Origin of the sequence: Rhizobium sp. Rhizsp82 (assembly GCF_047325115.1) — a bacterium.
In the GTDB taxonomy this organism is placed as follows: domain Bacteria; phylum Pseudomonadota; class Alphaproteobacteria; order Rhizobiales; family Rhizobiaceae; genus Rhizobium.
Genome location: NZ_CP168571.1, coordinates 155,129 through 181,107 on the forward strand (window position 1 = coordinate 155,129; position 25,979 = coordinate 181,107).

General features: G+C 61.8%; 24 protein-coding genes. 7 read left to right on the forward strand and 17 right to left on the reverse strand.

Translation table 11 applies throughout. The features are described 5' to 3' along the window. The first annotated feature begins 237 nt into the window (after nt 1-237). Nucleotides 238-849, forward strand: coding sequence for a pyridoxamine 5'-phosphate oxidase family protein (locus ACEN84_RS24855; protein WP_413712042.1), 612 nt, complete (start codon nt 238-240; stop codon nt 847-849). Between the two features lie 232 nt (nt 850-1,081). Here the strand turns inward: ACEN84_RS24855 and ACEN84_RS24860 are convergent, their stop codons facing one another. Both ACEN84_RS24860 and ACEN84_RS24865 read right to left on the reverse strand, forming a co-directional pair. Further along, nucleotides 1,082-2,092, reverse strand: a complete 1,011-nt coding sequence (locus ACEN84_RS24860) for an alpha/beta hydrolase (RefSeq protein ID WP_413712043.1) — start codon at nt 2,090-2,092, stop codon at nt 1,082-1,084. Nucleotides 2,093-2,270: 178 nt separating this feature from the next. Further along, nucleotides 2,271-3,182: an alpha/beta fold hydrolase gene (locus ACEN84_RS24865; RefSeq protein WP_413712044.1), complete on the reverse strand. Its 912-nt coding sequence runs from the start codon at nt 3,180-3,182 to the stop codon at nt 2,271-2,273. A gap of 184 nt (nt 3,183-3,366) precedes the next feature. On the opposite strand from ACEN84_RS24865, the gene ACEN84_RS24870 reads away from it, so the two are divergent. Then, nucleotides 3,367-3,960, forward strand: coding sequence for a TetR/AcrR family transcriptional regulator (locus ACEN84_RS24870; RefSeq protein ID WP_413712045.1), 594 nt, complete (start codon nt 3,367-3,369; stop codon nt 3,958-3,960). Between the two features lie 47 nt (nt 3,961-4,007). On the opposite strand, the gene ACEN84_RS24875 is transcribed toward ACEN84_RS24870, so the two are convergent. The 5 genes from ACEN84_RS24875 to ACEN84_RS24895 are packed head-to-tail and all read right to left on the reverse strand — an operon-like array spanning nt 4,008 to nt 11,331. Next, nucleotides 4,008-5,162 carry a VWA domain-containing protein gene (locus tag ACEN84_RS24875; protein WP_130280437.1) on the reverse strand — a complete coding sequence of 385 codons (1,155 nt, stop codon included), beginning with the start codon at nt 5,160-5,162 and terminating at the stop codon, nt 4,008-4,010. Then, nucleotides 5,159-7,471: a DUF5682 family protein gene (locus tag ACEN84_RS24880; protein WP_413712046.1), complete on the reverse strand. Its 2,313-nt coding sequence runs from the start codon at nt 7,469-7,471 to the stop codon at nt 5,159-5,161. The genes ACEN84_RS24875 and ACEN84_RS24880 overlap by 4 nt, the downstream gene beginning before the upstream one ends. Next, nucleotides 7,471-8,553, reverse strand: coding sequence for an ATP-binding protein (locus ACEN84_RS24885; protein WP_112714691.1), 1,083 nt, complete (start codon nt 8,551-8,553; stop codon nt 7,471-7,473). Before ACEN84_RS24885 ends, ACEN84_RS24880 begins: the two co-directional genes overlap by 1 nt. After that, nucleotides 8,546-9,952 (reverse strand): DUF5691 domain-containing protein, encoded by a 1,407-nt coding sequence (locus tag ACEN84_RS24890; RefSeq protein ID WP_413712047.1) that lies wholly within the window; start codon nt 9,950-9,952, stop codon nt 8,546-8,548. Before ACEN84_RS24890 ends, ACEN84_RS24885 begins: the two co-directional genes overlap by 8 nt. Continuing rightward, nucleotides 9,949-11,331 carry an SWIM zinc finger family protein gene (locus ACEN84_RS24895; protein ID WP_413712048.1) on the reverse strand — a complete coding sequence of 461 codons (1,383 nt, stop codon included), beginning with the start codon at nt 11,329-11,331 and terminating at the stop codon, nt 9,949-9,951. The genes ACEN84_RS24890 and ACEN84_RS24895 overlap by 4 nt, the downstream gene beginning before the upstream one ends. Before the next feature lie 70 nt (nt 11,332-11,401). Between ACEN84_RS24895 and ACEN84_RS24900 the strand changes: the two genes are divergently transcribed. Next, nucleotides 11,402-12,004, forward strand: coding sequence for a hypothetical protein (locus ACEN84_RS24900; protein ID WP_413712049.1), 603 nt, complete (start codon nt 11,402-11,404; stop codon nt 12,002-12,004). Nucleotides 12,005-12,052: 48 nt separating this feature from the next. Here ACEN84_RS24900 and ACEN84_RS24905 read toward each other — a convergent pair whose 3' ends face one another. From ACEN84_RS24905 to ACEN84_RS24950, 10 genes are all read right to left on the reverse strand, one after another. Next, nucleotides 12,053-13,147, reverse strand: coding sequence for an ABC transporter ATP-binding protein (locus ACEN84_RS24905; RefSeq protein WP_413712050.1), 1,095 nt, complete (start codon nt 13,145-13,147; stop codon nt 12,053-12,055). Beyond that, entirely contained in the window at nt 13,147-14,193 is a 1,047-nt protein-coding gene (locus ACEN84_RS24910) for an NAD(P)-dependent alcohol dehydrogenase (RefSeq protein WP_413712051.1), read from the reverse strand. Before ACEN84_RS24910 ends, ACEN84_RS24905 begins: the two co-directional genes overlap by 1 nt. Before the next feature lie 18 nt (nt 14,194-14,211). Beyond that, nucleotides 14,212-15,033, reverse strand: coding sequence for a carbohydrate ABC transporter permease (locus ACEN84_RS24915; RefSeq protein ID WP_112714703.1), 822 nt, complete (start codon nt 15,031-15,033; stop codon nt 14,212-14,214). Beyond that, complete coding sequence (locus tag ACEN84_RS24920) at nt 15,030-15,848, reverse strand: carbohydrate ABC transporter permease (RefSeq protein ID WP_413712535.1); 819 nt, start codon at nt 15,846-15,848, stop codon at nt 15,030-15,032. Before ACEN84_RS24920 ends, ACEN84_RS24915 begins: the two co-directional genes overlap by 4 nt. Before the next feature lie 130 nt (nt 15,849-15,978). After that, nucleotides 15,979-17,247, reverse strand: a complete 1,269-nt coding sequence (locus tag ACEN84_RS24925) for an ABC transporter substrate-binding protein (RefSeq protein WP_203431173.1) — start codon at nt 17,245-17,247, stop codon at nt 15,979-15,981. 155 nt (nt 17,248-17,402) lie between these two features. After that, the gene (locus ACEN84_RS24930; protein WP_413712052.1) at nt 17,403-18,362 is read right to left on the reverse strand and encodes an AraC family transcriptional regulator; all 960 of its coding nucleotides are present in this window, start codon (nt 18,360-18,362) and stop codon (nt 17,403-17,405) included. A 101-nt stretch (nt 18,363-18,463) separates the two neighbouring features. Then, a complete protein-coding gene (locus ACEN84_RS24935; protein WP_413712053.1) occupies nt 18,464-18,676 on the reverse strand; it encodes a hypothetical protein in 213 nt (70 codons plus the stop codon). Nucleotides 18,677-18,748: 72 nt separating this feature from the next. Continuing rightward, complete coding sequence (locus ACEN84_RS24940) at nt 18,749-19,849, reverse strand: D-TA family PLP-dependent enzyme (RefSeq protein ID WP_413712054.1); 1,101 nt, start codon at nt 19,847-19,849, stop codon at nt 18,749-18,751. A 1-nt stretch (nt 19,850) separates the two neighbouring features. Then, complete coding sequence (locus tag ACEN84_RS24945; RefSeq protein ID WP_413712055.1) at nt 19,851-21,326, reverse strand: M81 family metallopeptidase; 1,476 nt, start codon at nt 21,324-21,326, stop codon at nt 19,851-19,853. 30 nt (nt 21,327-21,356) lie between these two features. Continuing rightward, a complete protein-coding gene (locus ACEN84_RS24950; protein ID WP_413712056.1) occupies nt 21,357-21,842 on the reverse strand; it encodes a hypothetical protein in 486 nt (161 codons plus the stop codon). A gap of 111 nt (nt 21,843-21,953) precedes the next feature. Between ACEN84_RS24950 and ACEN84_RS24955 the strand changes: the two genes are divergently transcribed. From ACEN84_RS24955 to ACEN84_RS24970, 4 genes are read left to right on the forward strand one after another with little or no spacing between them, the layout of a single operon-like run. Then, nucleotides 21,954-22,340: a RidA family protein gene (locus ACEN84_RS24955; RefSeq protein WP_130280459.1), complete on the forward strand. Its 387-nt coding sequence runs from the start codon at nt 21,954-21,956 to the stop codon at nt 22,338-22,340. 24 nt (nt 22,341-22,364) lie between these two features. Then, nucleotides 22,365-23,231 (forward strand): MurR/RpiR family transcriptional regulator, encoded by an 867-nt coding sequence (locus ACEN84_RS24960; RefSeq protein ID WP_203430287.1) that lies wholly within the window; start codon nt 22,365-22,367, stop codon nt 23,229-23,231. Between the two features lie 20 nt (nt 23,232-23,251). After that, nucleotides 23,252-24,028, forward strand: a complete 777-nt coding sequence (locus ACEN84_RS24965) for an SDR family oxidoreductase (RefSeq protein ID WP_413712057.1) — start codon at nt 23,252-23,254, stop codon at nt 24,026-24,028. A 31-nt stretch (nt 24,029-24,059) separates the two neighbouring features. Beyond that, nucleotides 24,060-25,979, forward strand: a complete 1,920-nt coding sequence (locus tag ACEN84_RS24970) for a beta-N-acetylhexosaminidase (protein WP_413712058.1) — start codon at nt 24,060-24,062, stop codon at nt 25,977-25,979.

Consider the following 25,979-nt stretch of genomic DNA (forward strand, 5'->3'; position numbering starts at 1 on the left):
GTGCGACGGAAGCCTGATGCCCGGTTTGCCTGTCGCCACCGCCTGCCCACAGGGCGAGCATGATCACTGCAGCGATCAGATAGAAGATCTTGTTCGAGAGATTGCGCAGGGATTTGTTGGCGCGCGTGCATTCGAAATGGGGTTGCAAGGGCTTGGTCCGGTGGATCGAAGTCGCGGAAAATAGTGTTTTAGGCCGATCACATAAATAGCCAATCCGGAAAGCCTTGCATGCGCTGAGTGAATAGCTTTACGTCGAACGACGATAGGAGACCTGTCCATTTTGCGATGACATCAATAGCCGAGAGAACCTGGGACGAGCTTGCAAACGCCGCGCGCAGCAGATCGCCGTTCAACTTCCTTCAGCTCGCGACATCCGGGCTCGACGGCTCACCGCAGCTGCGCACCGTCGTGCTCCGGCGCTGTGATCCGAAGGAGGGAACGATTACGTTCATCACCGACACCAGATCGCCAAAAGCAATCGAGATCGGCCGCGACCCGCGCGTTTCGCTCCTCGGCTTCGATCCCGCCCGAATGATCCAGCTACGCCTCTCCGGCGACGCTCAACTCATCACCGACGAGCAAGAGCGGCACGAGATCTGGGCAGCACTGCCGGAGCGAACCGCCGCACTTTTCAAAATGCCTCTGGCTCCCGGAACTGCCATTGGCGATGACGGCGATGCATTGCATCGCGCCGCCCTCGACAATCCGGACGTGGCATTCGCGAGACTGGCGGTTATCGTCGTTCGTCTCTCTCGACTTGAATGGCTGGACGTCAGCGGCGAAAATCACCTGCGTTGGGCGAACGAGCTGACGGCCAGTGGCTGGAAAGACGTGAGGCTGTCACCCTGAGAAATGCGCCACTTTCGCCGCGAATCGGCCGTTTTCCAAAGCAATCGACAAGCAAGGCGACAGGGTGTCCGCGCGTATCGCGCCTGGAATTGAAACCGCAAGCAGGCGATTTTCTTTCCCCCACCGCCACGACGGTGAGTAAGCTACTGCTGATCTCCGGCGCGGAAAAGCATCGGACAGTCGCGGCGCTCGCGGCTTGATCGGCCATCGCCGGCCTTCTGCACATAGCTCCTCATTCGCCTGCGTGAACGATGGTGCATGCCCAACGGTCCTGCACGAAACGCGAAACCGCCTTCTGCAACTCGCGATCCTCCGGCGTCCCGCCCATGAAACCGCCATGCGGCATGGCTTCGAAGACATGCAACTCCGCCTTGACGCCAGCTGCTATCAAGGCACGATGCATGCGAACCGTGTTGGACAGAAAGAGATCGCGCGTACCAGTCTGGAGAAAGGTCGCCGGCAGCCCCTTGAGATCGCCGAACAGGGGCGAGACGTAGGGGTGCTTCAGGTCTGCACCATTGGCGTAGAGTAGATTGCTGGACATCAGCGAGCTGGGCAGCACCACGTCGATCATCCCGTTGGTTTCAAAGCTGTCGCCGGATTCCGTCAGGTCGGCCTGGGGGGATAGCAATACCAGGCCGGACGGCATCGGAAGCCCTTCATCGCGCGCTCGCAGCATCAACGCGGCCGCGAGATTTCCTCCGGCCGACCGGCCGCCAACAACGATGTCTCCAGGCGCATGCCGCTCAAGAATGTAGCGATAGGCCGCGACGCAGTCGTCGAGTGCCGCTGGATAGGGATGCTCGGGCGGCATCCGGTAGTCGACGCCATAGCAGAGCACTCCATGCTGGTCTGCCTGCATCCGGGCGCCGGCCAGGCAGGCCTCTCCACCGCCGAACACAAGCGCACCGCCATGGAGATCGAGATAGGCGCGAGCGGGATCGAACGTTTTATGCGGGGTCGCGACATGGATCGTTGCCTCGCTCACTTTGATGGTATCCGCACTGGAATGCAGGCTTCCGGCGAGCCTTGCCACCGCCGCCGAATATTGCATGTCGACGGCGGCTTTGATCTTCATCCATCCATCCCGGTCATCCGGGCCCGGCATGCTGTGCATGGCGTTGAGCGGCACGCCATCCTCCCGTACCATCCGCTCAAGCACAGCCAGAGCCTCCTTGCTGATCGAGGTGGGAAACGGCACGTGACGCGCCTGCATTGCTACACCGTGCTTCTGATCGTCCATATTCTCCAGGCCTTCAATATGCATGCATCGGTGCGCCGCCGTCTTCGCGGCTTGCGCACTTCGCCAAGGTTCCACGTCGGAAAAGCCCTATATTATCGTCATTACGCTCAGACAATGCCGGACAGCCCGAAGATGCTGGTCGCTCGGGGCGGACGCCTCGCCCGCCCCGAAGTCGAAATCAGTTCGCCGTGGAAACAGAACCGGCGAAGGCGGACAGGTCGCGGTTGAAGCGGGCGGCTTCTTCGAGGAACGGTGCGTGACCCGAGTTGGCGTAGATCTTTGTCCGGATTTTCGGATTGAGTTCGCGGGCCCGATCGATGCTGGGCTGGACCTTCACGAGATTGTCCTTGCCCCCATAGAGCAGCAAAACCGGAACCTGCGCCTTGGGAAGGCCTTGCGCGACGGAGACCGTCATCGAGGGTGTCGCCTTCGTCATGACCCAAGAGGCCATGGCGGCATTTGACAGCAGGCGCTCGAATGTCGCCCTGTCGGGCTGCGTTTCGAAGCAAAGGCTGAGGAATGTGCGTACCGCATCGAGATGTGTTCTGAGGTCGTCAGATGCCATCCCGGCATAGACCTGCGGATGCGATGTGATGAGCTCGGCATTGAGATCGATGACGCCGTCCACATAGACGATGCCGCCTATGCCACCGTCCCCGTAAGCAGCGAGGTAGTTGGAAAGGACGACACCGCCCAGCGACCATCCGACGAGAACGGGGTTTTTCGCGCCGCTTGCCTTGAGTACCACCGAAAGATCGTCGGCCCAGCGGCGGCCATCGTGATAGAATTCGACCCCGTCAGGCTTTCCGGACTGACCATGCCCGCGCATGTCGTAACTGATCAGGCGGAATTGCTGCAGATCGGCGCTGCCAGTCTGCTTGTCCCAGTTGAGATGGCTGCCAAGCAAGCCGTGGATGAAGACGATCGGCCTCCCTGCTGGATTGCCAGTTTCCTGCACGGCAATGTCGACACCGTCGGGTGCCTTGACTGTGTAATCCTTCTCCGCGGCCATCGCGACGGATGACAGACCGAGCAGGATGACCGATGTCAGCATCCCGCGGACGGCTTTTACAATTTTCTCTCTTTTCATGACGCACTTCTTCGTTCGCGGAAGGCGAGGCTTCCGCGTTGGTTGGATCGATTTGATCGGCTCGTGATCTGGCCTGCGGCTCCACCGCGCCAGAATGGCTTCCGGAACCGCAATCACTTGTCTTTAGTGACCGCTAAAAACTACAGGCTTGATTTTTGGTGTCAACTTGTTTTTAGTGATCGCTATGGATAAGACAATCAAGCGGCGCCGCGGAGGCCCGCGTACCTTTGACAGAGCAGAGGCGGTTGACACCGCAATGCACCTCTTCTGGCGGCATGGATACGAGGGCGTTTCTCTAAACGATCTCACCGAGGCGATTGGCGTCGCTCCCCCAAGCATCTACTCCGCCTTCGGCAGCAAGGCCGGCCTCTACCGGGAGGCGCTCGACCATTACTTCGGCCTTCCGGGTGCCTTGAAGGATCTGGGAGAGAAGGAAACGCTTGCCGAAACCGTCGACACCCTTTTCGCCAGGGCCATCGATGCGGTCGTTGATCCCGCAGGGGAGCGCGGATGCATGATTTCGAGCGGCATGCTGCAAACTGCGGCCGAACATTCCGATCTGGCGAAAGAGCTCGCAGATAGGCGCAACGAAATGCGTCTCGCGATTGCCGGCACACTGCAGCGTTGGCTGCCTGAAGATCGGGCTTCGTCCGTTGCCCGCTACATTCTTGCTGTTCTTCAGGGCTTGTCGGTACAGGCCCGGGACGGCAACACGCGCGAAGAGCTCAAGGAGGTAACGAAGGTGGCGAGCGCCGGAGTTCAAGCGATGATTGGCTAGGGGCCGGCATCCTCGCGATGCCTCCGCTCATCGAGCAGTCCTTGATTTCAGGGTTCGCTTCCTCGGATGAGCTCGATGCCGTTTGCGCTGGCCCATTGGCCGATATCCTGCTTCGTCAGAGCCGTCGCCATCAGATCGGGGAACTGATCCGGCGTGCAGGCGAAAACCGGGCAGTCCATTGCAGCAATAGCACCGGCGTGACGGCTATCGTAGCTTGGCCGGCCGTCGTCGGAGAGCGCCAGGAGCACGATGACGTTGACGCCGGATTGTTTCAGCGCCGCCACCCGCGCCAGCATCGCGTCTGCATCGCCGCCCTCGTAGAGATCGGTGATCAGCACCAGATGCGTCTTGGCCGGCCGGTCGATCTTGGTCTCGCAATAGGCAAGTGCGGCATTGATATCCGTGCCGCCGCCGAGCTGAACGCCGAAGAGCACCTGGACCGGATCGGCAAGATCCTCGGTGAGGTCGACGATCGAGGTGTCGAAGCAGACCAGCTTCGTCGACAGAACCGGCAGCGAAGCCATGACCGCAGCAAAGATCGAGGCATAGACGACCGATGGCGCCATCGAGCCCGACTGGTCGACGCAGAGCAGGACATGGTCGAGATCGGCGCGCGTTCGCGTCTTGCGGGCAAAGCCGACAAGCGTCTCCGGTACGACCGTATTGTAGTCCTTCTGATAGTGGCGGAGATTGGCGCGGATGGTGCGCGGCCAGTCGATATCGGCATGCCGCGGCCGGTGCGTTCGCTTAGAGCGGTTCACCGCGCCGGTCAGCTTCTCCACCGTCTTGGATTGCAGCCGTTTCATCAGGTCCGCGACGACCTTGTCGACAACGGTGCGGGCGGTCTCCATGGTCTTTTCCGGCATGGCGCCACGCAGCGAAATCAGATCGGCGACGAGGTGGACGTCCGGTTCCAGGGTTTCCAGGAACTCCGGCTCCATCATCAGCGCCTTGAGGTTCAGGCGCTCGAAGGCATCCTTCTGGATGACCTGCACGACCGGCGTCGGAAAGAATTCGCGGATATCGCCGAGCCAGCGGGAGACCTTCGGTGAAGAAGCCCCAAGCCCGCCGCGCCCCTTCTTGCCCTCGCCATCATAGAGAGCCGACAGTGCCTGGCTCAGCCGCCGATCGCGTTCGCCAAGCCCTTCCATATCGTCATCGCCGAGAGCAAGCTTCCAGCGGCGGATCTGTTCGGAGGTCATTGGCTCATTCCCAGAATGTGCTTCAGAAGCGGCAAGGCGCGTTCGAAGGCGGAATTGTCCGCGGTTTCGGCTTTGGCAGGCAAGGTTTCTCTTCGTCCGCCGGCGATCCGTTCCATGATCCTTTTCCGGCCGCTCGCATCGAAGCCCGACATGGCGCGGCGCAGAAGCGGCAAGCTTTCGACGAGGACCGCCTCGTCCAGCCCACAAAGCCACTCGTCGATCAGCAAGAGCAACGTCTGACCCTGGATCAGAACCTCTGCCGAGCCTGCGATAAATGCCTCGATGAAGGGGCCAGCGCGTGCCGGCTCCTCGCCGACGATCTGGCGGGAAAAGGCTGCTGAAACCTGCTGCCTATCCCAGATGCCGAGATCGTGCAGCCGGCGCAGGCTGAAGCCGACGGCTGGCTCCACCGCCTGGTCGTCATCGACCAGCAGCGCAAGCTGGCGGCGCCATTCCGCCAGCAGCGCGGCATCGCTGAAAAGGCCAAGCGCTTCGTCGAAGGCGCGCATCGCGCTCATGCGTTTCGACGTCGCGTCCTCATCCAGCTGGCGTGAACCGATGCGCACGCCGGCATTCACCTCGACGCTGATCGCGGTGACCAGCGCCCGCAGCTCCGGCTCCGGCAGCTTGCGGGCGGTGCCATAGCGCACGATGCGCACAAGCGGCGGCACCGCATTCATGAGATCGGTAATGTCGTTGCTCTGGACGGCTGCAGCCTGCAGAAGACCGATGCAGGCACTTGCCGCATCAGGAAGATCGGCGACAAGGGCGCCCCGCACCAGATCAGAAAGCGGCGCGATACCTTCCGCCTTCCGGCCGCGATCGATCGTTGCGGCCGCGGCAGCCTGTTCGATCGTCAGACCCCAGACAAGCGCTTCGGCCAGTGCCACCGACATATCCGGAGACCAGGTGAGGCGCCAGATTTCGCGATATGTCCCTCTTCCGGCCTCCGCATCGATCAGCCGCCCCCACTGGATGCCGATCAGGTTGAGCCGATGCAGGAAGGTGGATTTCAGCAGGCCCGCCTCGCTGCGCAGGTCCAGCTTTATCTCGCTCACCGCCTCTTCCGGCTTCAGCCGCGTCCTCTTGCACCAGGCCTCGAAGTCCCTGGCGAGCGGCATCTGAGGCACCGCCTCGTCGATTTCGCCGATGCGGTTTCCCATGTAGAGTTTGCGCTCGATCATCGCGAGCTGCAGGCCGTCGCCATGGCACAGCGACGACAGAGAGGCATCCCGCATTTCGGCCAGGCCTGGCATGCTCAGACCCCGCATGCTGGCGAGCCCAAGTGCAAGCCGCGCCGCCTCGATGGCCGAGGCCGTGGAGGCATCGAAACCTTCCTGCCGCAAAAGGGTTGCGGTCCGTGCCTGCCAGACGGCGGCAAAGGCTTCCGGGCCATCATGCCGATCGCCGGAATAGAGCCCCCAGAGATGCCGGTACCAGCCAGGCGAGATGACGCCCGCGCCATAGCCCGACGCATAGCTGAGACGCCCGTCGCTCCACGGCGCCCAGGTTGCTTCCACCTTGATCTTCGGTAGATCCTTGACGATGGCGCGGTCCTCGGCAGCCGTCGTTTCCTCACGAAGCCCGCCGATATGCCAGGCGCCTACCACGACCGCGACCTCGCCCTCATGGCTCTTCAGCGCATCGCGGATATGCCCGCGCATGAAGGCCTCCCGGCGGCTCTCGCGCAGCCGTTGCCGATCACTCATGCCTCCGGCATCCGACTGGTATTGACGCGCTTCCGTCATGGCGGTTTCGATGGCGGCAAAGATTTCGAGCGGCGACTGGCCGCCGCCATGCTGCTCGATCAGCCCGTTCCAGAAACTCTCGCCGTCGCCATATCCGGCCGCTTCCGCCAGGAGATCGAGCGGGTCGAAGCGGAGTGCCGAGCCCTCATCCGCTGCGGCATCACTCCCTTCGTCCTGCACCTCGTCGGGTTTCTCGAGGGTCGAGCGGGCCTCCTCCTTGGCTGCCTTGGCAAGCGCGAGGGACACGGAAGCCGGCCAATCGATGAAGCGTACGGCGCGGCCACGGGCGAGCGCCCATTGCATCGCAACCCATTCCGGCGAGAATTCCGCGAAAGGCGCGAATACGGCATTTGCCGGCTCGTCCGCAGCATAGAACAGCATCGCCAGCGGTGGCTTCATGCCGGGCAGCGCCGCATACTGGATGAGTGCATCCCCCTCCGGCGCGCCCTCGATCAAAACGCAGGCGGGATCGAGGGCGTCGAGCGCGCCCTTGAGAAGCGCCGCCGAGCCCGGTCCGTGATGGCGGATGCCGAAGAGATGCGCCTTTCGCTTGGCAGCCATCAGATCACCTCGCGGATGGCCTCGTAGAGATCGCTCCAGCCGTCGCGCGTGCGCACCACGGTTTCCAGATATTCGGACAGCGCCACGCTGTCCTGCACCGGATCCTTGACCACGGCACCGACGATGTTGGTGGCAAGCGCATTGGCATCGATCCGGCCGTTGCCGAAATAGGCCGCCTCCGTCCAGGCCGAGACGCCGACGGAAATGGCTTCCGCCGTCGAGAGCGTACCGGTCGAGGTCTTGAGCTTGGTCTTGCCGTTCAGCGTCTTGCCATCGCGAATTTCGCGGAACAAGGTGACGACGCGCGCCAGCTCCTTGTCGGCCGGCTGGATTGGCGGCAGGCTGAGATTGGTGCCGATCTCGCCGACACGCTTCACGACAATCTGCGTTTCCTCATCGAGCGAGCTCGGCGACGGCAGCACGACGACGTTGAAACGCCGCTTCAGCGCCGAGGAGAGATCGTTGACGCCCTTGTCACGATTGTTCGCCGTGGCGATGATATTGAAGCCCCGTTCCGCGCCGATGGCGATATCGAGTTCCGGTACGGGCAACGTCTTTTCGGAAAGCACGGTGATCAGCGTGTCCTGCACATCCGAGCCCATGCGGGTCAGCTCTTCGAGCCGCAAGAGCGTGCCCTCCTCCATCGCCCGCACCAGCGGCGTCTTGACGAGAGCCTCGGGCGAAGGCCCTTTAGCCAGAAGCAGGGCGTAGTTCCAGCCATAGCGGATCTGGTTTTCGTCAGTGCCGGCCGTGCATTGGATGAGACGCTGCGACGAACCGGAGATCGCTGCGGCGAGGTGTTCTGAAACCCACGATTTGGCAGTGCCCGGAAGCCCGAGCAGCAATAGCGCCCGGTCGGTCGCCAGCGTCGCGACAGCGGTTTCGATCAGCCGTCGATTGCCGACATATTTGGCGGTGATCGCGGTTCCATCGGATGCCTTTCCGCCCAGCAGATAGGTCACCACGGCCTGCGGAGACAGTTTCCAGTTGCTCGGCCGCGGGCGATCGTCGCCCTTTGCAAGCGCGGCCAGCTCGCCGGCATAGATTTCTTCCGCAGGGCGGCGAAGGTGGGCTTCAGACATGGTCGGTCTCCAGGCTATTCATAAGATCGAGGAAAAGAATGGCGTTGCCGGTTTTGGCGGGGTCGAGCGCAGCGAACTCCGTTCGCAAGGCCGGACGCATCGCCGGCGGGCACATGGCGGCCATGTCGTCGATGATATCCGCATCGTAGCCGGCATTTGGCTTGCGAAGGGCAAGCCATGGCTTGGATCTCAGCACATCGGCGAACATCTTCTCGGTTGCTTCTGCGGCCAACAGCATCGCCATACGACGGATCACCCATGGCGTCGTATCGCTTCCCCATCTGTCCGGCCGGAAGACATGGGCAACCCAGGCGCGCCGCATGTCCTGATTGTAGTCGGCCAGCGCTTCATCATCCGTCGCATCAACCAGCGCCCAGGCATCGGGCAGATGGCCGTCGGTGACCATTTCCACGACATCGAGCCGCCCGTCCTGTGTTGCCATGAGAAAGAAGGCCAGCAGCAGATCGTTCTGCTTTTCAGCGGCAGCAATCATGGCCTCCACCGAGAGCGACAGCGCGCCGGCAAGCATCTCAAGGCCGATCGGCCCGAAGGCTTGATTGAGCCAGGCCCTCTTGGTGTGATCCCGCACGGTCGCAGGCAGTTCCAGCGTCAGAACCGTCTTCTTGAATATGAGCCCGGATTTCGAAACCTTGATGCGCTCCAACACCTCGCGCAGCGCAGGATCGCTGCCCTCGAAACCAGGCAGTTTCACGATCAATCTCTGCGCCAGCGCGCGAACACGTGGTGCGCGATCCTTTTCGAGGCTCTTCAGGAACGGTGTATCGGCTTCCGAAAGACGCTCACGAAAGGCGCCAAGCAGACGGAAGCGGCTATCGGCATCCTCCGTTTTCCAGACCGCTTCGACCAACGTCCTCGCCGCGTCCGGATCGATTGCCCGGCGGCCGCTGATATAGCCCGCCTTCACCGCCGGCGTCGCAAGCACCCAGTTTTCGTCGCTCAGGCGATCGGGCGCGAAGTAATTCTGCTTCTGAGCGACCGGCTTCTCCCGCTCGGAAAAGGCAAGCGCTTCCGCACCGAGATCTTCCGCATGGGCTTTCACGAAGGTTTCCAGCTTCGGCAGATCGAAGGGATGCAGCCTCAGCTTCCGTTCGACAAGCTTTCGCACGATCGCGGCGGACAGCGATGCCTGGCCCTTGCCCGCCATAAGACGGATCAGAAGTTTGCGCGCCGCGTCCGGCATGATCGTGGCACTGTCCGCGATCACATCCTCGATCTGAAATTGCGGCGGCTGCGGCGGACGGTCAAACCGCAGGGCCTGAGCGGCCAATGCGAGAGCCTGCAGGGGATCCGTCGCACCGATCGCGTCAAGCGGCAGGCCATCGCGGGCGCCGGTAAGAAGCTTCGGCAGAATTGCGGTCTTCAGTCTTCCTGCGATCATGCCGTCCACCGCCCCAGTGCCGTCTCCGACCAGCAAAGCATCAGCTCACTGCCATCCCAGAGAGCGGCCCCATCGATCGTCTCGAATTGCAGCAGCGGCCAGCTGACAGTCGATTGCGACCTTGCGACAGGCAGGCTGATCTCGCCGTCATGCAGGTAGAAAGCATCGCCCGATCGCCTGAGCCGTGCCCCACGAAACATCATCGGATATTCCTGGAGCCAGGGCTTTTCGATCAGCGCGTCTTCATACAATCCGTAGGCTGCGGCCAGATTCTGCTCTGGGAGAGCCAAAGGCGCATCGGAAGGCTCCGCGCCGGTCAGCTGATTGGCGATCAACGCACGGAGCGCCACGCTCGCGGGGTAGAAGACCAATTCGGCCTCGAAGGCATCGCCGACACTATAACCACTTGAAGACGCTCCGGTCGACACCGGGACATATTCGATGAGGACCGCCTGCCTGTCATCGCCCTGAAGCCAGGTCTCGATCCGCCGCAACTTGTCGGGCTGCACCTCGCTGCGGACCGCCCAGACCCGCCATGTTCCCGAAACGCGCAGTGCCTGCTTGTCTTCCAGCAGCGCCTCGCGCGTGACGTTCCAGCCGACCAGCTGCCGGATATCATGGCGCATGGGTTCGGAGAGATCATTTTGCCGGCGATAGGCCTCAGCAAGCAGGTGCAGCATGCCAAGCTCGCGTATCGCGGCCATCGGACGCTCTGCGTCGGGGAGCGCAAACAGGCGGCTGGGCATTGTATCCACCCGAAGCGCCAGACCGGCTGCCTTTGCATCGAACAGACGCTGAGCCATAACCCGGCAGACGGCAGACGCCTTTGCCGGAAAGGCTGCAAGCCCAGCATCCGTCTGGTCGGCAAGCCAGATATCCAGTTCATCAAGACCGTTTGTGATCGACGTCTCGCGTTCGAGCCGATTCCGCTCGCGGGCAGCCGCCGCCCGGGCTTCCGCCTTGGGATCGGCCTCAGCCTCAATCTCCTCGATGGCCGAGATCGAAGCCTTGGGCTTTTCGGGTGCGGACGCCGGTGACGCGGCCGATGGACCGCGACGGCGCGCAAGCCAGTCGCTCACCCAGTCCGGCACCGGCCGCTCCTGAAAATCCACCTTGCCCTCGACCCGCATCCACATCAGGGCGAGCGAATGCTTGCAGGGAAATTTCCGGCTCGGACAGCTGCACTTATAGCCGGCATCGGCCTCGGTCACCGAGATCCTGTAAGGGGTCGCTCCCGAACCCTGGCACTCCCCCCAGATGAGCCCGGCGCGATCCTCGGCAATCGTCGGCCAGCTCGAAGGCCTCAAAAGCTTCTTCGCCGCTGCCAATGAGCCTTGATCCGGTGCAAGCTCCTCGATTTTTGCCAGCGTCAGACCCAAACGAAACCTCCGAACCGCCTACTTTCAGCTGCATCTCAAAAGAGACGTAGCGGGCAACCAAGACGCCAAGTTGACGAGACCCGAACAGACATGGAATCGCTTTACAATCTGTGAAGGGGCGGATGCCATCCGCAAGTTTCGGCTGAGCGTTCGGCGTGCTGTTCGAGCACCGATTGCGCCAGCGTTACCCAGCCAAGTGACTTGTGTCATTTTCACCGCGATCACCGGGCCAACCTGTGAACATTCGAAGTTTCGATTGCCGTTCATCGGCAAAGGAGGCATTAGCCTAGCGCTAGCGATTCTGCAGTCTGACGATTGGAGATGCGGCAGGAAACTGCTGCATCCCGAAGGGGCAATGTTCGAGCCGATGCGCGAATATCTGAAAATACCGAGCCGGGTTGAAGTTGTCCGCGCTCGCGAGATCATTTCGGCATCGGGAGAAAGCTGGGACACTTTGCCGGGTTGGGTTGGCGAATGCTACGACCGTGGCGGGATGGTTATCTCCGCGACGGGGGTCACGGTATTCAACGGCCCGGAGGCTCTCAGAGCTCAGCCTGCCGATTTCGTCGTTCGCGATCATCGGGGCATTTTTTCTGTCTACGACGAGACGGCTTTCGAGCAGAATTTCGTGCCAGCCCACTCCGCTGAAGTCTTCAAGTTGCACGCAGCGTAAGCTGCGAGCGCCCGGTCCGCCGCGCGGGGCGACGGACCGAAGCAAATTCTAGTTCACACCGGACCGGCGCAGGGTCAGCCCCGTGCCGGCGTCGAACAGATGGATGCGCGTCTCATCGAGCGCAAACGAGACGCGATCGCCCGACTTGGGGCAGGACGCGGCCTTTACCAGTGCGCCCACTTCCTTTCCTGCGACCTGGAAAGTGACCAGGGCATCGTTGCCGTGAAACTCGATAAGGTCGGCCAGGCCGGAAAGCGCGTTGGCGGCGCCGGGCGGCGCGGCGGCAAGGTCGGGCGGCCGAATGCCGAGGACCACCTTCTGGCCTTCCGTGAGCGAGAATGCGTCGCCGACGATATGGATGTCCGAGCCTTCAGCGCGAAGGATCCAGCCGCGCTCGCCTCTGGCGACCGAAACATCGATCAGGTTCATGTTCGGCGTGCCGATGAAGCCCGCCACGAACAGCGTTCTCGGGCGTTCGTATATCTCGGCCGGCGTTCCAACCTGCTCGATCGCCCCCCCCTTCATCAGAACGATGCGGTCGGCAAGCGTCATCGCTTCAAGCTGATCATGCGTGACGTAGATCGTCGTGGTCTGCAGCTTCCGGTGAAGCCTTGCGATCTCGACCCGCATGTGATGACGGAGCTTGGCGTCGAGGTTCGAAAGCGGCTCGTCGAACAGGAACACCTTGGGCGTCTTGATCATCGCGCGCGCGATCGCGACACGCTGCTGCTGGCCGCCTGAAAGCTCGGTCGGCTTGCGCGTGAGATACGGCTCGAGGCCAAGTGTGGCGGCGACCGCCTTGATCCGCTGGTCGATCTCGCTCTTGGGAACTTTCATCCGCTTGAGGCCGAATGCGATATTGTCGTAGATCGTCATGTGCGGATAGAGCGCGTAATTCTGGAAAACCATCGCTACGCCGCGGTCGCGGGGCTCGAGATCGTTGACCTCGGTTCCGCCAATCGAGACCGAGCCGCCGGAAATCTCTTCCAGCCCGGCGATCATTCTGAGGAGCGTGGATTTTCCGCAGCCGGACGGGCCGAGGAAAACGATGAACTCCCGGTCAGCCACATCGAGATTGAAGTCCTTGATGACGTTGATGGAACCGTAGCTCTTGTCTACGTTGGCGCAGGCGATATTGGACATCAGTTTTCTCCCGCTTCCATCAGGATCTGCAGCTTGACATCGGTCGGACGGGCAGAGGCCGCCCGTTCGAACGCCTTCACGCTTTCGCGGAAATCGAAGGTTTCGGTGATCAGCGGCTTGAGATCGACCTTTCCGGAAGCAATGAGCTGAAGCGCCCGATCGAAGATGTTGGCATATCTGAAGACGGTTTCGATACGCACTTCCTTGGCGATCGCGCCGGAGACGTCGAACTGAACGGGCTCGACCGGCAGACCGACCATGACCAGCGTTCCGCCGGGGCGGACGAGATCGAAGAGGCCTTGATAGGCCTTGGGGCTGCCGCTCGCCTCGAACACGACGTCGGCGCCCCAGGCTTCGGTCTCGGAGGCGATGACATCCTTGAGCGCCCGCTCGGCGATATTTACGGGGATAATGCCGGGATAGCGTCCGGCGATCTCCAGCTTCTCGGCGCTGAAGTCCGAGATGTAGACCCGGCTGCACCCACCGGCGAGCGCTGCGAGAGCCACCATGATGCCGATCGGGCCACAGCCGATCACCGCGGCGACGTCGCCCGGCGCGATACGGGCACGGGCTGCCGCCTGCATGCCGATCGCAAACGGCTCGACCATCGCCCCTTCGGCGAACGAAACATTGTCCGGGAGCTTGTATGTGAAGGCGGCCGGATGCACCGTGTAGGGCGTCAGCACGCCGTGAATGGGTGGCGTCGCCCAGAAGCGGACGCTCGGGTCGACATTGTAGATGCCGAGCTTCGAGGCGCGCGACGAGAGGTTCGGAATACCGGGCTCCATGCAGACCCGGTCGCCGACGGCAAGGCTCTTCACGTTCGATCCGACTTCGACAACGGTGCCGGCAGCCTCGTGACCGAGAACCATCGGTTCCCTGAGAACAAACGGGCCGATGGCACCGTGGGTGTAATAGTGCACGTCGCTTCCGCAAACGCCGACCGTGTTGATCTTGATCTTCACGTCGTCAGGTCCGACGGCCAGCGGCAGATCGATATCCCTCAACGCCAATACGCCCTTTTGCTCCAGAACGAGAGCTTCCATTTTCAAGATTCCTTTTGACTAAGACGACTTGCGCTTGAAGGCGCTGTTCAGCATCCCGCTCAGGACTCCGAGGAAGAGCAGCGGGGGAATGGATAGCAGGACGACCGACGCGTTGAGGATGCCCCAAGGGACGTCCCGGCCGAGCTGGGTGAGTTCAGAAGCCACGATCGGCAGCGTCTTGGCGTCGGAAGTGGTCAGCATCAGCGCGATCAGGAATTCGTTCCAGACAAGAACGAAACTGAAGGCCACCGCTCCGATCAGCGACCGCGCCGCAATCGGCAACGCAATCAGGAAGAAGATCGAAAACAGCCCATATCCATCGACGCGGGCGGCTTCTTCGACTTCCTTGGGAACACGCGCAAAGGCCGGGACGCTGAGCCAGACCACCGTTGCGAGCGTCAGAAGCGTATAGGTCACGATCATCGACAGCCGGGTGTCGTAGAAACCGAAATCCAGCCAGATAACCATCAGCGGGATCGCCACCGCCACCGGGGGCAAGAAGCGCAGGGACAGAACGAAGAACTGGATGTCCTTTGACCAGCGGTTCGGATAGCGCGCGATTGCATAGGCCGCCGGCAGACCGAGAACCGCGCCGATCAACACGGCTGTGCCGGAAATGATAAGCGAGTTGACCAATCCTGCGAAGACGCTGTCGCGACCGAGTACATAGGCGAAATTGTCGAGGGTTGGGGTGAAGAAGAACAACGGCGTCGGCGTAACGATATCGACGCGGTTCTTGAAGGCGTTGAGGGTCGTCCAGAATACCGGGAACACGGCCGAGAACGCCGCGAGTGCGAGAATGGCCTGGCCGGCAAGACGGCCGAACTTGAACTTCCTCATACCTTGGCCCTCTTCCAAATAAATGTGAAGGCGACCGAGGTTGCGATCATCATGAGCACCGCCATGCTCGAAGCGTATGAAATCCGGCCTGACTCGATAAAACCTTGCGAGAAGGCATACATATCGAGGGTTTCGGTGGAGATACCCGGCCCGCCACGCGTCATCACGTAGATGAGGTCGAAGGCACGAAGGGACTCGATCATCTTGACGAAAGCCAGCGAGATCAGCGGCGCCTTCAACATCGGCAAAGCGACGTAGGCGTAGACCTCCCAGGTCCGCGCGTGATCGAGCCTGGCAGCCTCGAAAGGCTGCGGAGGCAGCGTCTCGAGCAGCTTGAGCACGATCACCGAGAAGAACAGACCCCATTGCCAGACGTCGACCAGAGCGACGGTGCCAAGCGCGGTCAAGGGGCTAGACAAGAGATCAAGCGGCTGGCCGGTGATCGCCTTGTAGGGATAGGTGATGATGCCGTAGAGCGGATGGAAGGCGAATTTCCAGACGAAAGCCGCGGAAACCCGTGGCAGGATCACAGGCATCAGAAACAGAAGCGAAAGCACGTTTCGTGCCTTTGGCGAGGCACATTCGAACAGCAATATCCCGAGGCCGACGGCAATCACGAGGGTTGCCGTGACGGTCAGCACTTCCCAGGTGAGCGACACCTGGATCGAGTTGAGGAAGCGTCTGTCGGAGAAGAGCGAGATATAGTTCGCGAAACCGATGAAGCGGCCATCGGGACGGCTGAGCTCCCGGTCCTGGAATGAGATGACGATGGCGTAGACAGTCGGCACAAGCGCAAGGATGGCCAGGACGACCATCGCCGGCGTCAGAAAGACTGTTTGCAGGGCAAGCTTGTTTTTCACGGGAAAACCTCCGGCGGCGGCACGCCGATGGAAAGCAAACCCGGCGGGACGCACCCGCCGGGACATGGATCGAATGGGTTGCTGATTACTGGCTGCGCGACGCCAGATCCTTGGCAAAGTCGTTCAGCTCGTCGAGGCCACCCTTGATGTCGGTGCGGCTGCCGGTGATCAGCTCTTCGAGGATGATACCCCAACGGTCGCCGAGATCGGGCCACTGCGGGTTCTGCCAGAAGTTCACGGCCGTGACCTTGCCGGTATCGGCCAGGGCCTGGCCGAGTGCCGGGCCGTACATTTCGGCAAACTTCGGGCTGGTCATCACGCTTGTGCGGTTCAGCTCGCTGAACTGGCCTTCCGCAAGGCGACGCTGCTCATTCTCCTTCGACGTCGCCCAGCCGATGAACAGGCCGGCGCACTGCTTGGCCGCGTCATCCTTGTTCGCCTTGGTGCCGATTGCCAGACCGTGGCCATAGCCACCACCAGTCAGCGGTGTCGGAGGCGGCAGGTAACCGATCTTGTCGGCGACCTGCGAAGACTTCTTGTCGAGCGCCATGCCGACGAGCGGCGTGGATTCGATCAGCATCGCCACCTGGCCCGAGGTAAAGGCCCCGACGGCTTCGTCCCAGCCACCGGTCTGGCTGCCCGGAGCCGAATATTTGAAGAGCTTGAGATAGGTTTCCGTCGCCTTCACTGCCGCATCGCTGTCGAATGCCGGCGTCTTGCCATCGAACCAGTTGCCGCCGAAGCCCTTGAAGAACGGCATCCAGCGCCAGACGTTCGCGCCCGAGCCGCGCTGACCGCGAAGCGCCGTGCCATAGATGCCCTTGTCGGGCTGGTTGAGCTTTTCGACCGCGGCAACATATTCGTCGAGGGTCTTGGGCGGCTGGATTCCGGCCGCTTCAAGCAGGTCCTTGCGATAGACCATCAGGTCGCCGCCACCGGTCAGCGGCGCGAACCATACCTTGCCGTCAAAAGTCGCAACCTTCTGGCGGCCCGGATCGAAGTCGGCGTAGTCATAGTCCTTGGGGTAGTAGTCGAGCAGAGGCGCGACCCAGCCGGACGACGCAAACAGCGCGACGTTGGCTTCGTCAATATAGTACACGTTGTACTTCCCGATCGTCGAGGCGTCGGCCTTGGTCTTGGCGCGGCGATCGTTCTCGTTCAGGTAGTCGATCTGGAAGTCAGCGCCTCCGCTGAGCTTCGTGAACTCGTCCTTGTACTTCTCAAGAAGGGTCAATCCATCGCGGGGCTGAGCGAGCACGCGGATGGTGCCGGAGCACTCTGCTGCGGCTGCGAAGGATGTTGCAGCGCCGAAAAAAGCGCATGCGATAGCAATGCTCGAAACGAGCGTCTTCATCGGTTTCATGTGTGAATCTCCCAAAACTACCGAGCAGACTATGGATTTCCCGATCCCGTCTGCGCCTCCCAGCGATGTCGATCGCTGTGGTCATAGTACGAAGTCTCTTGCGGCGAACTAGCGCGCACCATGCGACAAATCTATACTTTAATGCGTTATGCGGCCGTTTGGTCTGCGGGTCGCACAGGCCGCCGCTGGGTCGTCAGCCGGCGATATGCCGACGGAGTGACCTTGTGGTGGCGCAGAAACGTCCGATTGAAATTGGAGATGTTCAGATATCCCACCTCAAAACAGATATCGGTGATCGGCATATCCGTATCGGACAACAGCTTGCAGGCCTGCCAGATGCGCAGCTTGTTGACGTGGTCGGTGAAGGTATTGCCCGTGTTTTTCTTGAAGAAGCGCGAGAAGGCGCTCTCGCTCATGCCGGCAAGCTCGGCGACCTCCGCCATATGGATATCCGTGGCGAGATTCTGAAAGATGTAGATCAGCGACTTCTGAAGCGCGTCCAGTGACTCCGTTTCGAGCTTCGGAGCGAATTCCGGTGACGAGAGAAGCTCGTACTCGGTGGATGAAGCAAGCAGATCAAGGAGCTGGACAAAGAGGGACAATCGCGAAAACCCTGTCAGATCGCCCATCTGCTCGATCATTTCAGCGGCTTTTGCCCTCGTCGCTCCGACATAGACAAGTCCGCGCTCGGACCTGCGAAAGAACTCGTCGAGCTGTCCAAACTCCGGAAAGGCTGCCGAAATGCCTCGCACGCGGTCGGGGTCAAACTGGATGACGACATCCCGCCCCTTTATGATCTCGCCAGGCTCCGTTGCCGTGACCCAGTCATGCGGCAGGTTCGGGCCGACGACGGTCAGGTAACCGGAATGGAACTCACCGATATGATCGCCCACGAAGGCCATCCCGCTGGAATTTCGCAGAAGATGGATTTCGATCTCGGGGTGATAGTTCCAGACGTTGCGCTCCCAGGGATAATCGTCAACCCGCCAGAGAAAAGTCTCATTGGCGTTGGTGACGATGTGCTCATAGGTCGGCGGATTGCCGGACAATGACGCGGATTTCGCGCCCAGTGCCCGTTTCGCAGCCGTGGACCTGTGTTTCAGCATCGCCCTTCCTCGCGAACATCACGCGGCACAGAATTAAGCTGTTTTTCTCTGCTGTCGAGATGCGTCTCAAGTGAGACGAACCCTGGGCCCAGGCCCGCGCATTATTCGCCGTCGGTCAGGCCGTCATAGACTTCCATCAATGCATTGGTGATCGCCTGCCCGAGTGCGGCACCCGCGGCACGAACATCGTTCTCGTCGCCATCGCGCGCGGACCTGGCAAGCTCGAAGCCCTGTTCGCTGACGATCAGCTTGGCGACTTCGATCGCCCATTGGCCGAAATCACCGCGATTTCCGATCTGGATTTGTTCTTCCACGCCGCTCTCCTTCGCTCGTTGGCCTCCATCTAGCGGATGTGGCCGCAGGCGCAAGCGCGAATGGCAGGTCGGCTACCAGACAAGGCCGCGGGCCGCGACTTCCTCGACGCGGGTGACGACGCCGTTGCGGTGAAACACCATGGTGTCGAAGAGGTTCGAGACGACGCAGGTGTGGTTGGGGATGATGAAGATCTTCTCGCCGATCTGCGGGCGCGGTCCGGTGCAGGCAGAGAGGTCGATCACGCCATGCTCTTCGGAAAGGCTGGCGATCTTCGCCTCGGGATAGCCGACCACAAGGCCGAAATCGCTGAAACCCTGCAGATCCGAGGTCAGCGCCTTCGAACCGGCATCAATGACGGCGCGATCGCCGTTCGGCCGGGAGACGACGGTCGCGACGATATACATGGCGCAGTCGTCCTCCGTGCAGTGGCCCATGCGGATCATCTGTCGGTCGTTGTAGATGTAGGTTCCGGCCCGGTGTTCGGTGGCCGACTTGACGAGATGGGCGTCGAAAAGGCTCGGCGTGCCGCCGTTGCTGACGATCGGGCAGGCGATGCCTTCGGCTTCCAGCTGCTGCAGCGTCGCCTGGATGAAGGCTTCGACGGCATCGGCCGCCTGCGGCTTCGGGTAGGTGAGAATGCCGCCGAAGGTCAGGCCGTCGGCAGCGGCGATGCGCTTGGCAAGCGAGGCCGCCTGTTCCGGCGTCTGGACGCCGCAGCGCGCGCCGCCGGTATCGCACTCGACGAGCACGGTCAGCGGCTTGCGGCCGGAAAAATGCGCAGACAGGCCATCGACCGTGACGTCGCTGTCGGCCACCACCTTGAGACCGGAAATACGGTCGTTCAGAGCGCCGAGCCGGTCGAGCTTCTGCGGGCCGAGAATATTGAAGGTGATCAGGATGTCTTCGAAGCCGGCGGCCGCGAAGACCTCGGCCTCGGTGACCTTCTGGCAATTGATCCCCTTGGCGCCGGCCGCCACCTGGGCAACGGCGAGCGCGGGGATCTTGTGCGTCTTGATATGCGGGCGAAAATTCAGGCCGTGCTCGTCCATATAGGACTGAACCCGGTGAATATTGGCGGCCAGCTTGTCTTCGTCGATGACGGGGCGGGGGGTCGAGAGATCCGCGATCCTGTCACCAGCCTTGGCGACGACGGCAAACTGGTTGTCATGCATCTCAGGCGGCTCCGCGTTCGCTTCCATGAGGATCGGCCACGATCGGCCAGATGTTCTTCGGCGCCCGGCGGTAAGGCGTCGTCGCCGGATTATTGGGATAGGGCGTTCCCGCCGAGCAGTAAAGGATCTCGGCGGCAATCTTCGAGAAGGAGGCGAAGAAGTGGTTGGTCGATTTGATGACCAGGATCTTCTGTTTTGCCGGATCGATGCCCATTACCGAAAACAGGCTCGGATCAAAGCTTTGCGCCCGCGTCGAGTTGAGAATGATGTCGATACCGTCGAGTACGATATGCGCGGCATCGCCGAAAGGCGCCAGGCTCTCGCCGAACTGCATCTCGGCATTCTTCACCAGCTTGACGACCTTCACCATGCCATCGACGGGATTGCCGGTGCCGGGTGCAGATTTGGCGCCGAAGCGGAGCGGGATCTCAGCCCCCTCGCCCGCCGCAAAGCAGATCTGGACGGCGATCGGATCCCAGATCGTGCCGATCGCAGCGCTCGTCACACCGCGGGCCAGCAATTCCTCGAGGATGACCGTCGCATCGCCCGCCGTACCGCCGCCCGGATTGTCCCAGACATCGGCGATGACCACCGGCCAGGCCTTGGCGGCGATCGCGCGGGAAACCGCTTCCTTCTCGTCGATCTGCGGCACCATGAACGTGCCACGCTTGGAAAACAGCTCCATGCCGAGTTCGCGCGCGAGCGCCGCACCCTTTTGCGGCTTGTTGTCGGTGACGACCAGCAGCTTGGTGCCCATCTCCGGCACGTCGCCGACCATAAAGCCGTGAACGACCGAGATCGACAGGACCTCCGGGTCTTCCTTCTCGATGCGCATGATCTTGTCGACGAAGGAGCGCATCGGATCGCGCGAGGTCGGGAAAACGTCGATCATCCGGCAATCGAACACCGAATTCACAGGCTTTACCCGGCCCTCAAGCGCATCGACGGCGATCCGCCACAGGTCCTCGGCGCGATCGACGAAATCGGTATGCGGGAATTCCTTGAAATAGACGGCAAAGTTCAGCGCTTCGATACGCTTCTTCGTCAGATGGCTGTGCGGATCGAGTTCGGCGCAGATCAGCACGTCGGGTCCGACCATCTCGCGTATGCGGCTCAGGAGATCGCCTTCGGTATCCTCATATCCGGCAGCGACCATGGCGCCGTGCAGGCCCATGACGATGGCATCGACGGGCATTGCTGCGCGCAGCTGTCCGAGGATCTCGTCGCGCAGCTCTTCATAGGTATTGCGGTTGACGAGGCCGGCGGGGTCGGCCCAGGTGGCCGTGCCCTCGATCAGCTCCCAGCCCTTTTCGGCAGTGACGCGGCGGCCGACGGTGATCGGCGCGGTGCAGAGCGTCGGCGTTTCCGGATGCTGGCCAGGCGGCGCATAGAGGGATGCCTCGAAGGCGCGGCGATCCACACAGATCGGGGAAAAGGTATTGGTCTCGGTCGCCAGTGCTGCCGTGAAAATGCGCAAGTGAGTTGGCCTTGTTTTGTCGGCCCCGCGTCAACCCATCGGGTTCGGCAGGTAGCCGGTGAATCCGCAGATCTTCCACCGTCCTTCGTGGAGCCTGCAATAATAGAGCGTCTGCCACTGCATGATGTCGCGGCTGCCGTCGCTCTTGGTCAGGCCTCCGTCAAACTTCTTGCGGACAAGCGCCATCTCGCCTTCGATCTCGATATCTTCGAGGGTCGTGGTGGTGAAGATCGCCGTGCGGGTATCCTCGGCAAAGCTCTGCGTCGCGAAGTCCTTGGCCTGCGTCAGCCACTCGTCGCGATAGGCTTTCAGCGTCGGGAAGGCGAGGCGCCATTTGTCGGGGCTGACTTCCTTGCGGCCATCGATGCCGATGAAGCCTTCCTCGACGAAATCATGCTCGACGGCGGACCAGTCGGCGGCCAGAAACGCATCGATATCGCGCGTCACCAGCATCTCCCAGATAGAGTGTCTGGCGGTATCGGAGGAGGGGAAAGGATTCTTGAAAGGATCACGCATGCTCGCCCCCGATTTAAATAGTTTTCATAAATGGCGTTTTTCGCTGGTCAAATTCCGCTTTCTATGGTCACTTGTCAACTTATCAAGAAAATAATTTGCAGGGATCCGCGTATGTCCATCAAGCGATATGGCACTGTTCAAACCGGCGCCGGTGGCAAGCCGCTGCCTTTCGCGCGCGCCGTGGAAGCCGATGGCTGGCTCTATGTTTCCGGCCAGGTGGCCATGGAAAATGGCGAGATCATCGAAGGCAATATCATCCCGCAGACGCACAAGACGATCGCCAATCTGATCGCCATTCTCCATGAGGCCGGCTACGGCGTCGAGGATATCGTGCGCGTCGGCGTCTGGCTCGACGATCCCCGCGACTTCTGGACCTTCAACAAGATCTATCAGGAATATTTCGGCGAGCACCCGCCGGCGCGCGCCTGCGTCCAATCGTCCATGATGGTGGATTGCAAGGTCGAGATCGACTGCGTCGCCTATAAGAAGAAAGACTGACGGCGGCGATTACGGGGGACCGGCTTGGATATCTTTTCTACATTGCAGGAAGACAAGAGCCGGCTCTCAGCCTCCGAGAGCCGCATCGCCGAGATCATAGTCAACGATTTCGAATTCGCGGTGAATGCCTCGATCATCGAACTTGCCGAACGGGCGCAGGTTTCGCCGCCGACGGTGACGCGCTTCTGCCGCCGGCTCGGCTGCGAGAGCTTTTCGGATTTCAAGGTGCAGCTTGCCCGCACCGCCCATATCGGCGTTCGCTACCTGAAGCCGGAATCGAAGAGCGGCGATCCGGCCGATGTCGCCCAGGACATCATCACCAAGGCGCAGAACGCCCTCTTCCTGCTGCACCGCTCGTTGGATCTCGCCGCGATCGAGGCGGCCGTCGGGCTGATCTCCAAGGCCGAGATGATCTACGCCTTCGGCTCCGGCGGCAATTCCTCGATGATCGCCGACGAGCTGCAGAACCGTCTCTTCCGCCTCGGCCTGCGGATCACCGCCAGTTCCGACCACAGCATGCAGCTGATGATGGCTGCCGCAGCGAAATCCGGCGACGTGATCATCGGCTCCTCATTCTCCGGCCGCAATGCCGAGCTGGTGCGCGCTTTCGCCTTGGCGCGCGAAGCGAAGGTGAAGACCATCGCGCTGACGCAGACCGGCAGCGCGGTCGCCAAGGCGGCCGAGGTCGTCGTGCCGATCGACCTGCCCGAGGGCACCAATATCTATCGCCCGACCTCGACGCGCATCGCCTATATCGCGACCGTCGACATTCTGGCGAGCCTCGTTGCCTACGCCATCCAGCCGAAGGCGACGACGACGCTGAGACGCATCAAGCAGCAGCTGGTCACCCACCGTGACGGCAGCGACGACAAGCAGCTGCTCGGAGACTGATAAACAAGAGGGAAGCGGCAATGACACAATCGGTGGCCATCGTGACGGGAGCAGCAGGCGATATCGGCGCGGCGATCGCCGCCCGGCTTGCCGATGATCATGACGTCATCCTGCTTGCCGATATCGACGCCAAGGCTGCCGCCGCGACCGCCGGAAAGCTCGGCGATGCCGGCCGCTTCATTGCCGTTCAATGCGACGTGACGGGCGAGGCCAGTGTCGCGGCTCTCGCCGAGCGCGCCGCCGGAACCGGCAGCCTGCGCACCCTCGTCAATAATGCCGGTGCTGCGCGCGCCGTCAGCCTGCATGATACGACGCCCGAGATCTGGCGCGCCGACAATGCGCTCAATCTTGAAGCCGCTTTCCTGACCTTCCGGGCCGTCGAGGACCAGCTGAAGGCCTCGAAGGGCTCGGTCGTCAATATCGCCTCCGTCAACGGCATGAATGTCTTCGGCCATCCGGCCTATAGCGCCGCCAAGGCGGGGCTGCTGCATTTCACACGGCTGGTCGCCGTGGAATACGGCAAGTTCGGTATCCGCTCGAATGCCGTTGCCCCCGGCACTGTGAAGACGCAGGCCTGGGAAGCGCGGGCTGCGGCCAATCCCAATGTCTTCGAGGATGCCCGCCGCTGGTATCCGCTGCAGCGCGTCGTCGATCCTAAGGACGTCGCCAATGCCGTGAGCTTCCTGGCCGGGCCGATGGCGGCTGCCATTACCGGCGTCTGCCTGCCGGTCGATTGCGGCCTGACGGCTGGCCAAGCGGAGCTCGCCCGCACCTTCTCCCAGTCCGAGCACTACTGAAAAACATAAGAGAAAATGAGAGGAACGAGATATGAAACCGGTTTACTACCGCCTTGAGAACAGCTGGAACCCCAACGGGGGACCGAACGGCGAATTCACTTTCACGCTTTTCAACCTGTCCGATGAGGCGCTTTCCGGTTTCAAGCTCGTCTATACCTCGCTGACCCGCGTCATCGATGCTGCCGCCTGCGGCAACGCCACCTTCCTGCGCCGCAATGCCAATTTCCACGAATTCGGCCCGCCGGCCGGCCTGAGCGTCGCGCCCGGCGAGAGCTGGACCTTCACAGTCGCCGGCCTCCATCGCAAGGCGCAGCATTGCACCGATGGCGCCAAATCTGCCTATCTGACGCTGTCCTCCGGCAAGCATGTGCCGGTCGCCGTTTCCGATCTACTGCTCGAAGGCGCGGCCAGCGAGCCGCCGCCGGTTCTGCTGCCCGAAGGACGCCTTGACCTGCCTTTCGCGCTGCAGCCCTGGCCGGCCCAAATCGATGCCAAGCCCGGCGATGATTTCCCGGTCGTGCTCTATCCGCAGGGCGCCTCGAGCGAGGAGCTCTCGGCGATCTCGACCGTCATCTCGCTGACGCGCCGTCTTTTCGAAAGCGATCATTCCGTCTTCAATCTCGTGCCCTCGCCGCAGGGCCGGGCGCTCACTTTCAGCAAGGATGCGGCGCTCGATGCCGAAGCCTACAAGCTGACTTTCGCAGCCGACCGCGTGACGCTCGCCTATTCCGGCGCGGCCGGGCGCCAATACGGCCTGACGACGCTTGCCCAGCTTTTGAACGGTGCTCGCGTCACCAAGGGCAAGTTCCGCTTCCCGATCTCGGGCACGATCTCCGACAAGCCGCGCTATGGCTGGCGCGGTTGCCATCTCGACGTTTCCCGCCAGTTCTATCCGGTGGCCGACGTCAAGCGGCTGATCGATATCCTCGCCTGGTTCAAGCTCAACATCTTCCATTGGCACCTGAGCGACGACGAGGCCTGGCGCCTGGAGATCAAGGCCTATCCGCAACTGACGACGACGGGCGTCCTGCGCGGTCCCGACGAGCCGCTGCTGCCGCAGCTCGGCAACGGCGCAGAACCGGTTGGCGGCTTCTATTCGCAGGACGATATCCGTGACATCGTTGCCCACGCCGGCGCTCTCAATGTCGAGGTCATCCCCGAGATCGATATTCCCGGCCACAATGCCGCGACGCTGATCGCCCTGCCCGATCTGACCGACGGCCAGGAGGCGCCTGACAGCTACCACTCGGTCCAGGGCTATCCGAACAACGCGCTGAACCCGGCCGTCGCGCTCACCTACGAATTCCTCGAAAAGGTGTTCGACGAGATGGTCGAGCTCTTCCCCTCCACCTACATCCATATCGGCGGCGACGAGGTGGCGAACGGGTCGTGGCTTGCCTCGCCGATGGCGAAGAAGCTGATGGAAGAAGAAGGCATCACCAACGGCACCTTCGGCCTGCAGTCCTATTTCCTCAAGAAGGTCAAGGCGATGCTGACGGCGCGCGGCCGCAAGCTCTCCGGCTGGAACGAAGTGTCTCATGGCGGTGGCGTCGCTTCCGAGGACACGCTGCTGATGGCCTGGGAAAACCCGCAGGTCGGCATCGAGCTCGCCAGGGAAGGCTACGACGTCGTGATGACGCCGGGCCAGGCCTATTATCTCGACATGGTTCAAGCGACCGCCTTTCAGGAACCGGGCGCAAGCTGGGCCGGCACCGTGCCGCCGGCACATACCTATGCCTACGAAGCGGCCGGCGAATTCCCCGAGGAACTGCAGCACAAGCTGAAGGGCGTTCAGGCCTGCATCTGGTCCGAACACTTCCTGTCGCGCGGCTATTTCAACCGCCTCGTCTTCCCGCGCCTGCCGGCGATTGCCGAAGCAGCCTGGACGCCGAAGGCCTTGAAGGATTGGGATCGCTTCGCGGCCATCGTTCCGCTCAGCCCGAAACTCTGA

Excerpts from the sequence above, each read along its gene's own strand:
- ACEN84_RS24860 (WP_413712043.1), bottom strand. The coding sequence starts at position 2,092 with ATGGACGATCAGAAGCACGGTGTAGCAATGCAGGCGCGTCACGTGCCG.
- ACEN84_RS24865 (WP_413712044.1), bottom strand. The coding sequence starts at position 3,182 with ATGAAAAGAGAGAAAATTGTAAAAGCCGTCCGCGGGATGCTGACATCG.
- ACEN84_RS24870 (WP_413712045.1), top strand. The coding sequence starts at position 3,367 with ATGGATAAGACAATCAAGCGGCGCCGCGGAGGCCCGCGTACCTTTGAC.
- ACEN84_RS24875 (WP_130280437.1), bottom strand. The coding sequence starts at position 5,162 with ATGACCTCCGAACAGATCCGCCGCTGGAAGCTTGCTCTCGGCGATGAC.
- ACEN84_RS24880 (WP_413712046.1), bottom strand. The coding sequence starts at position 7,471 with ATGGCTGCCAAGCGAAAGGCGCATCTCTTCGGCATCCGCCATCACGGA.
- ACEN84_RS24885 (WP_112714691.1), bottom strand. The coding sequence starts at position 8,553 with ATGTCTGAAGCCCACCTTCGCCGCCCTGCGGAAGAAATCTATGCCGGC.
- ACEN84_RS24890 (WP_413712047.1), bottom strand. The coding sequence starts at position 9,952 with ATGATCGCAGGAAGACTGAAGACCGCAATTCTGCCGAAGCTTCTTACC.
- ACEN84_RS24905 (WP_413712050.1), bottom strand. The coding sequence starts at position 13,147 with ATGTCCAATATCGCCTGCGCCAACGTAGACAAGAGCTACGGTTCCATC.
- ACEN84_RS24910 (WP_413712051.1), bottom strand. The coding sequence starts at position 14,193 with ATGGAAGCTCTCGTTCTGGAGCAAAAGGGCGTATTGGCGTTGAGGGAT.
- ACEN84_RS24915 (WP_112714703.1), bottom strand. The coding sequence starts at position 15,033 with ATGAGGAAGTTCAAGTTCGGCCGTCTTGCCGGCCAGGCCATTCTCGCA.
- ACEN84_RS24920 (WP_413712535.1), bottom strand. The coding sequence starts at position 15,848 with ATGGTCGTCCTGGCCATCCTTGCGCTTGTGCCGACTGTCTACGCCATC.
- ACEN84_RS24925 (WP_203431173.1), bottom strand. The coding sequence starts at position 17,247 with ATGAAGACGCTCGTTTCGAGCATTGCTATCGCATGCGCTTTTTTCGGC.
- ACEN84_RS24930 (WP_413712052.1), bottom strand. The coding sequence starts at position 18,362 with ATGCTGAAACACAGGTCCACGGCTGCGAAACGGGCACTGGGCGCGAAA.
- ACEN84_RS24940 (WP_413712054.1), bottom strand. The coding sequence starts at position 19,849 with ATGCATGACAACCAGTTTGCCGTCGTCGCCAAGGCTGGTGACAGGATC.
- ACEN84_RS24950 (WP_413712056.1), bottom strand. The coding sequence starts at position 21,842 with ATGCGTGATCCTTTCAAGAATCCTTTCCCCTCCTCCGATACCGCCAGA.
- ACEN84_RS24955 (WP_130280459.1), top strand. The coding sequence starts at position 21,954 with ATGTCCATCAAGCGATATGGCACTGTTCAAACCGGCGCCGGTGGCAAG.
- ACEN84_RS24965 (WP_413712057.1), top strand. The coding sequence starts at position 23,252 with ATGACACAATCGGTGGCCATCGTGACGGGAGCAGCAGGCGATATCGGC.
- ACEN84_RS24970 (WP_413712058.1), top strand. The coding sequence starts at position 24,060 with ATGAAACCGGTTTACTACCGCCTTGAGAACAGCTGGAACCCCAACGGG.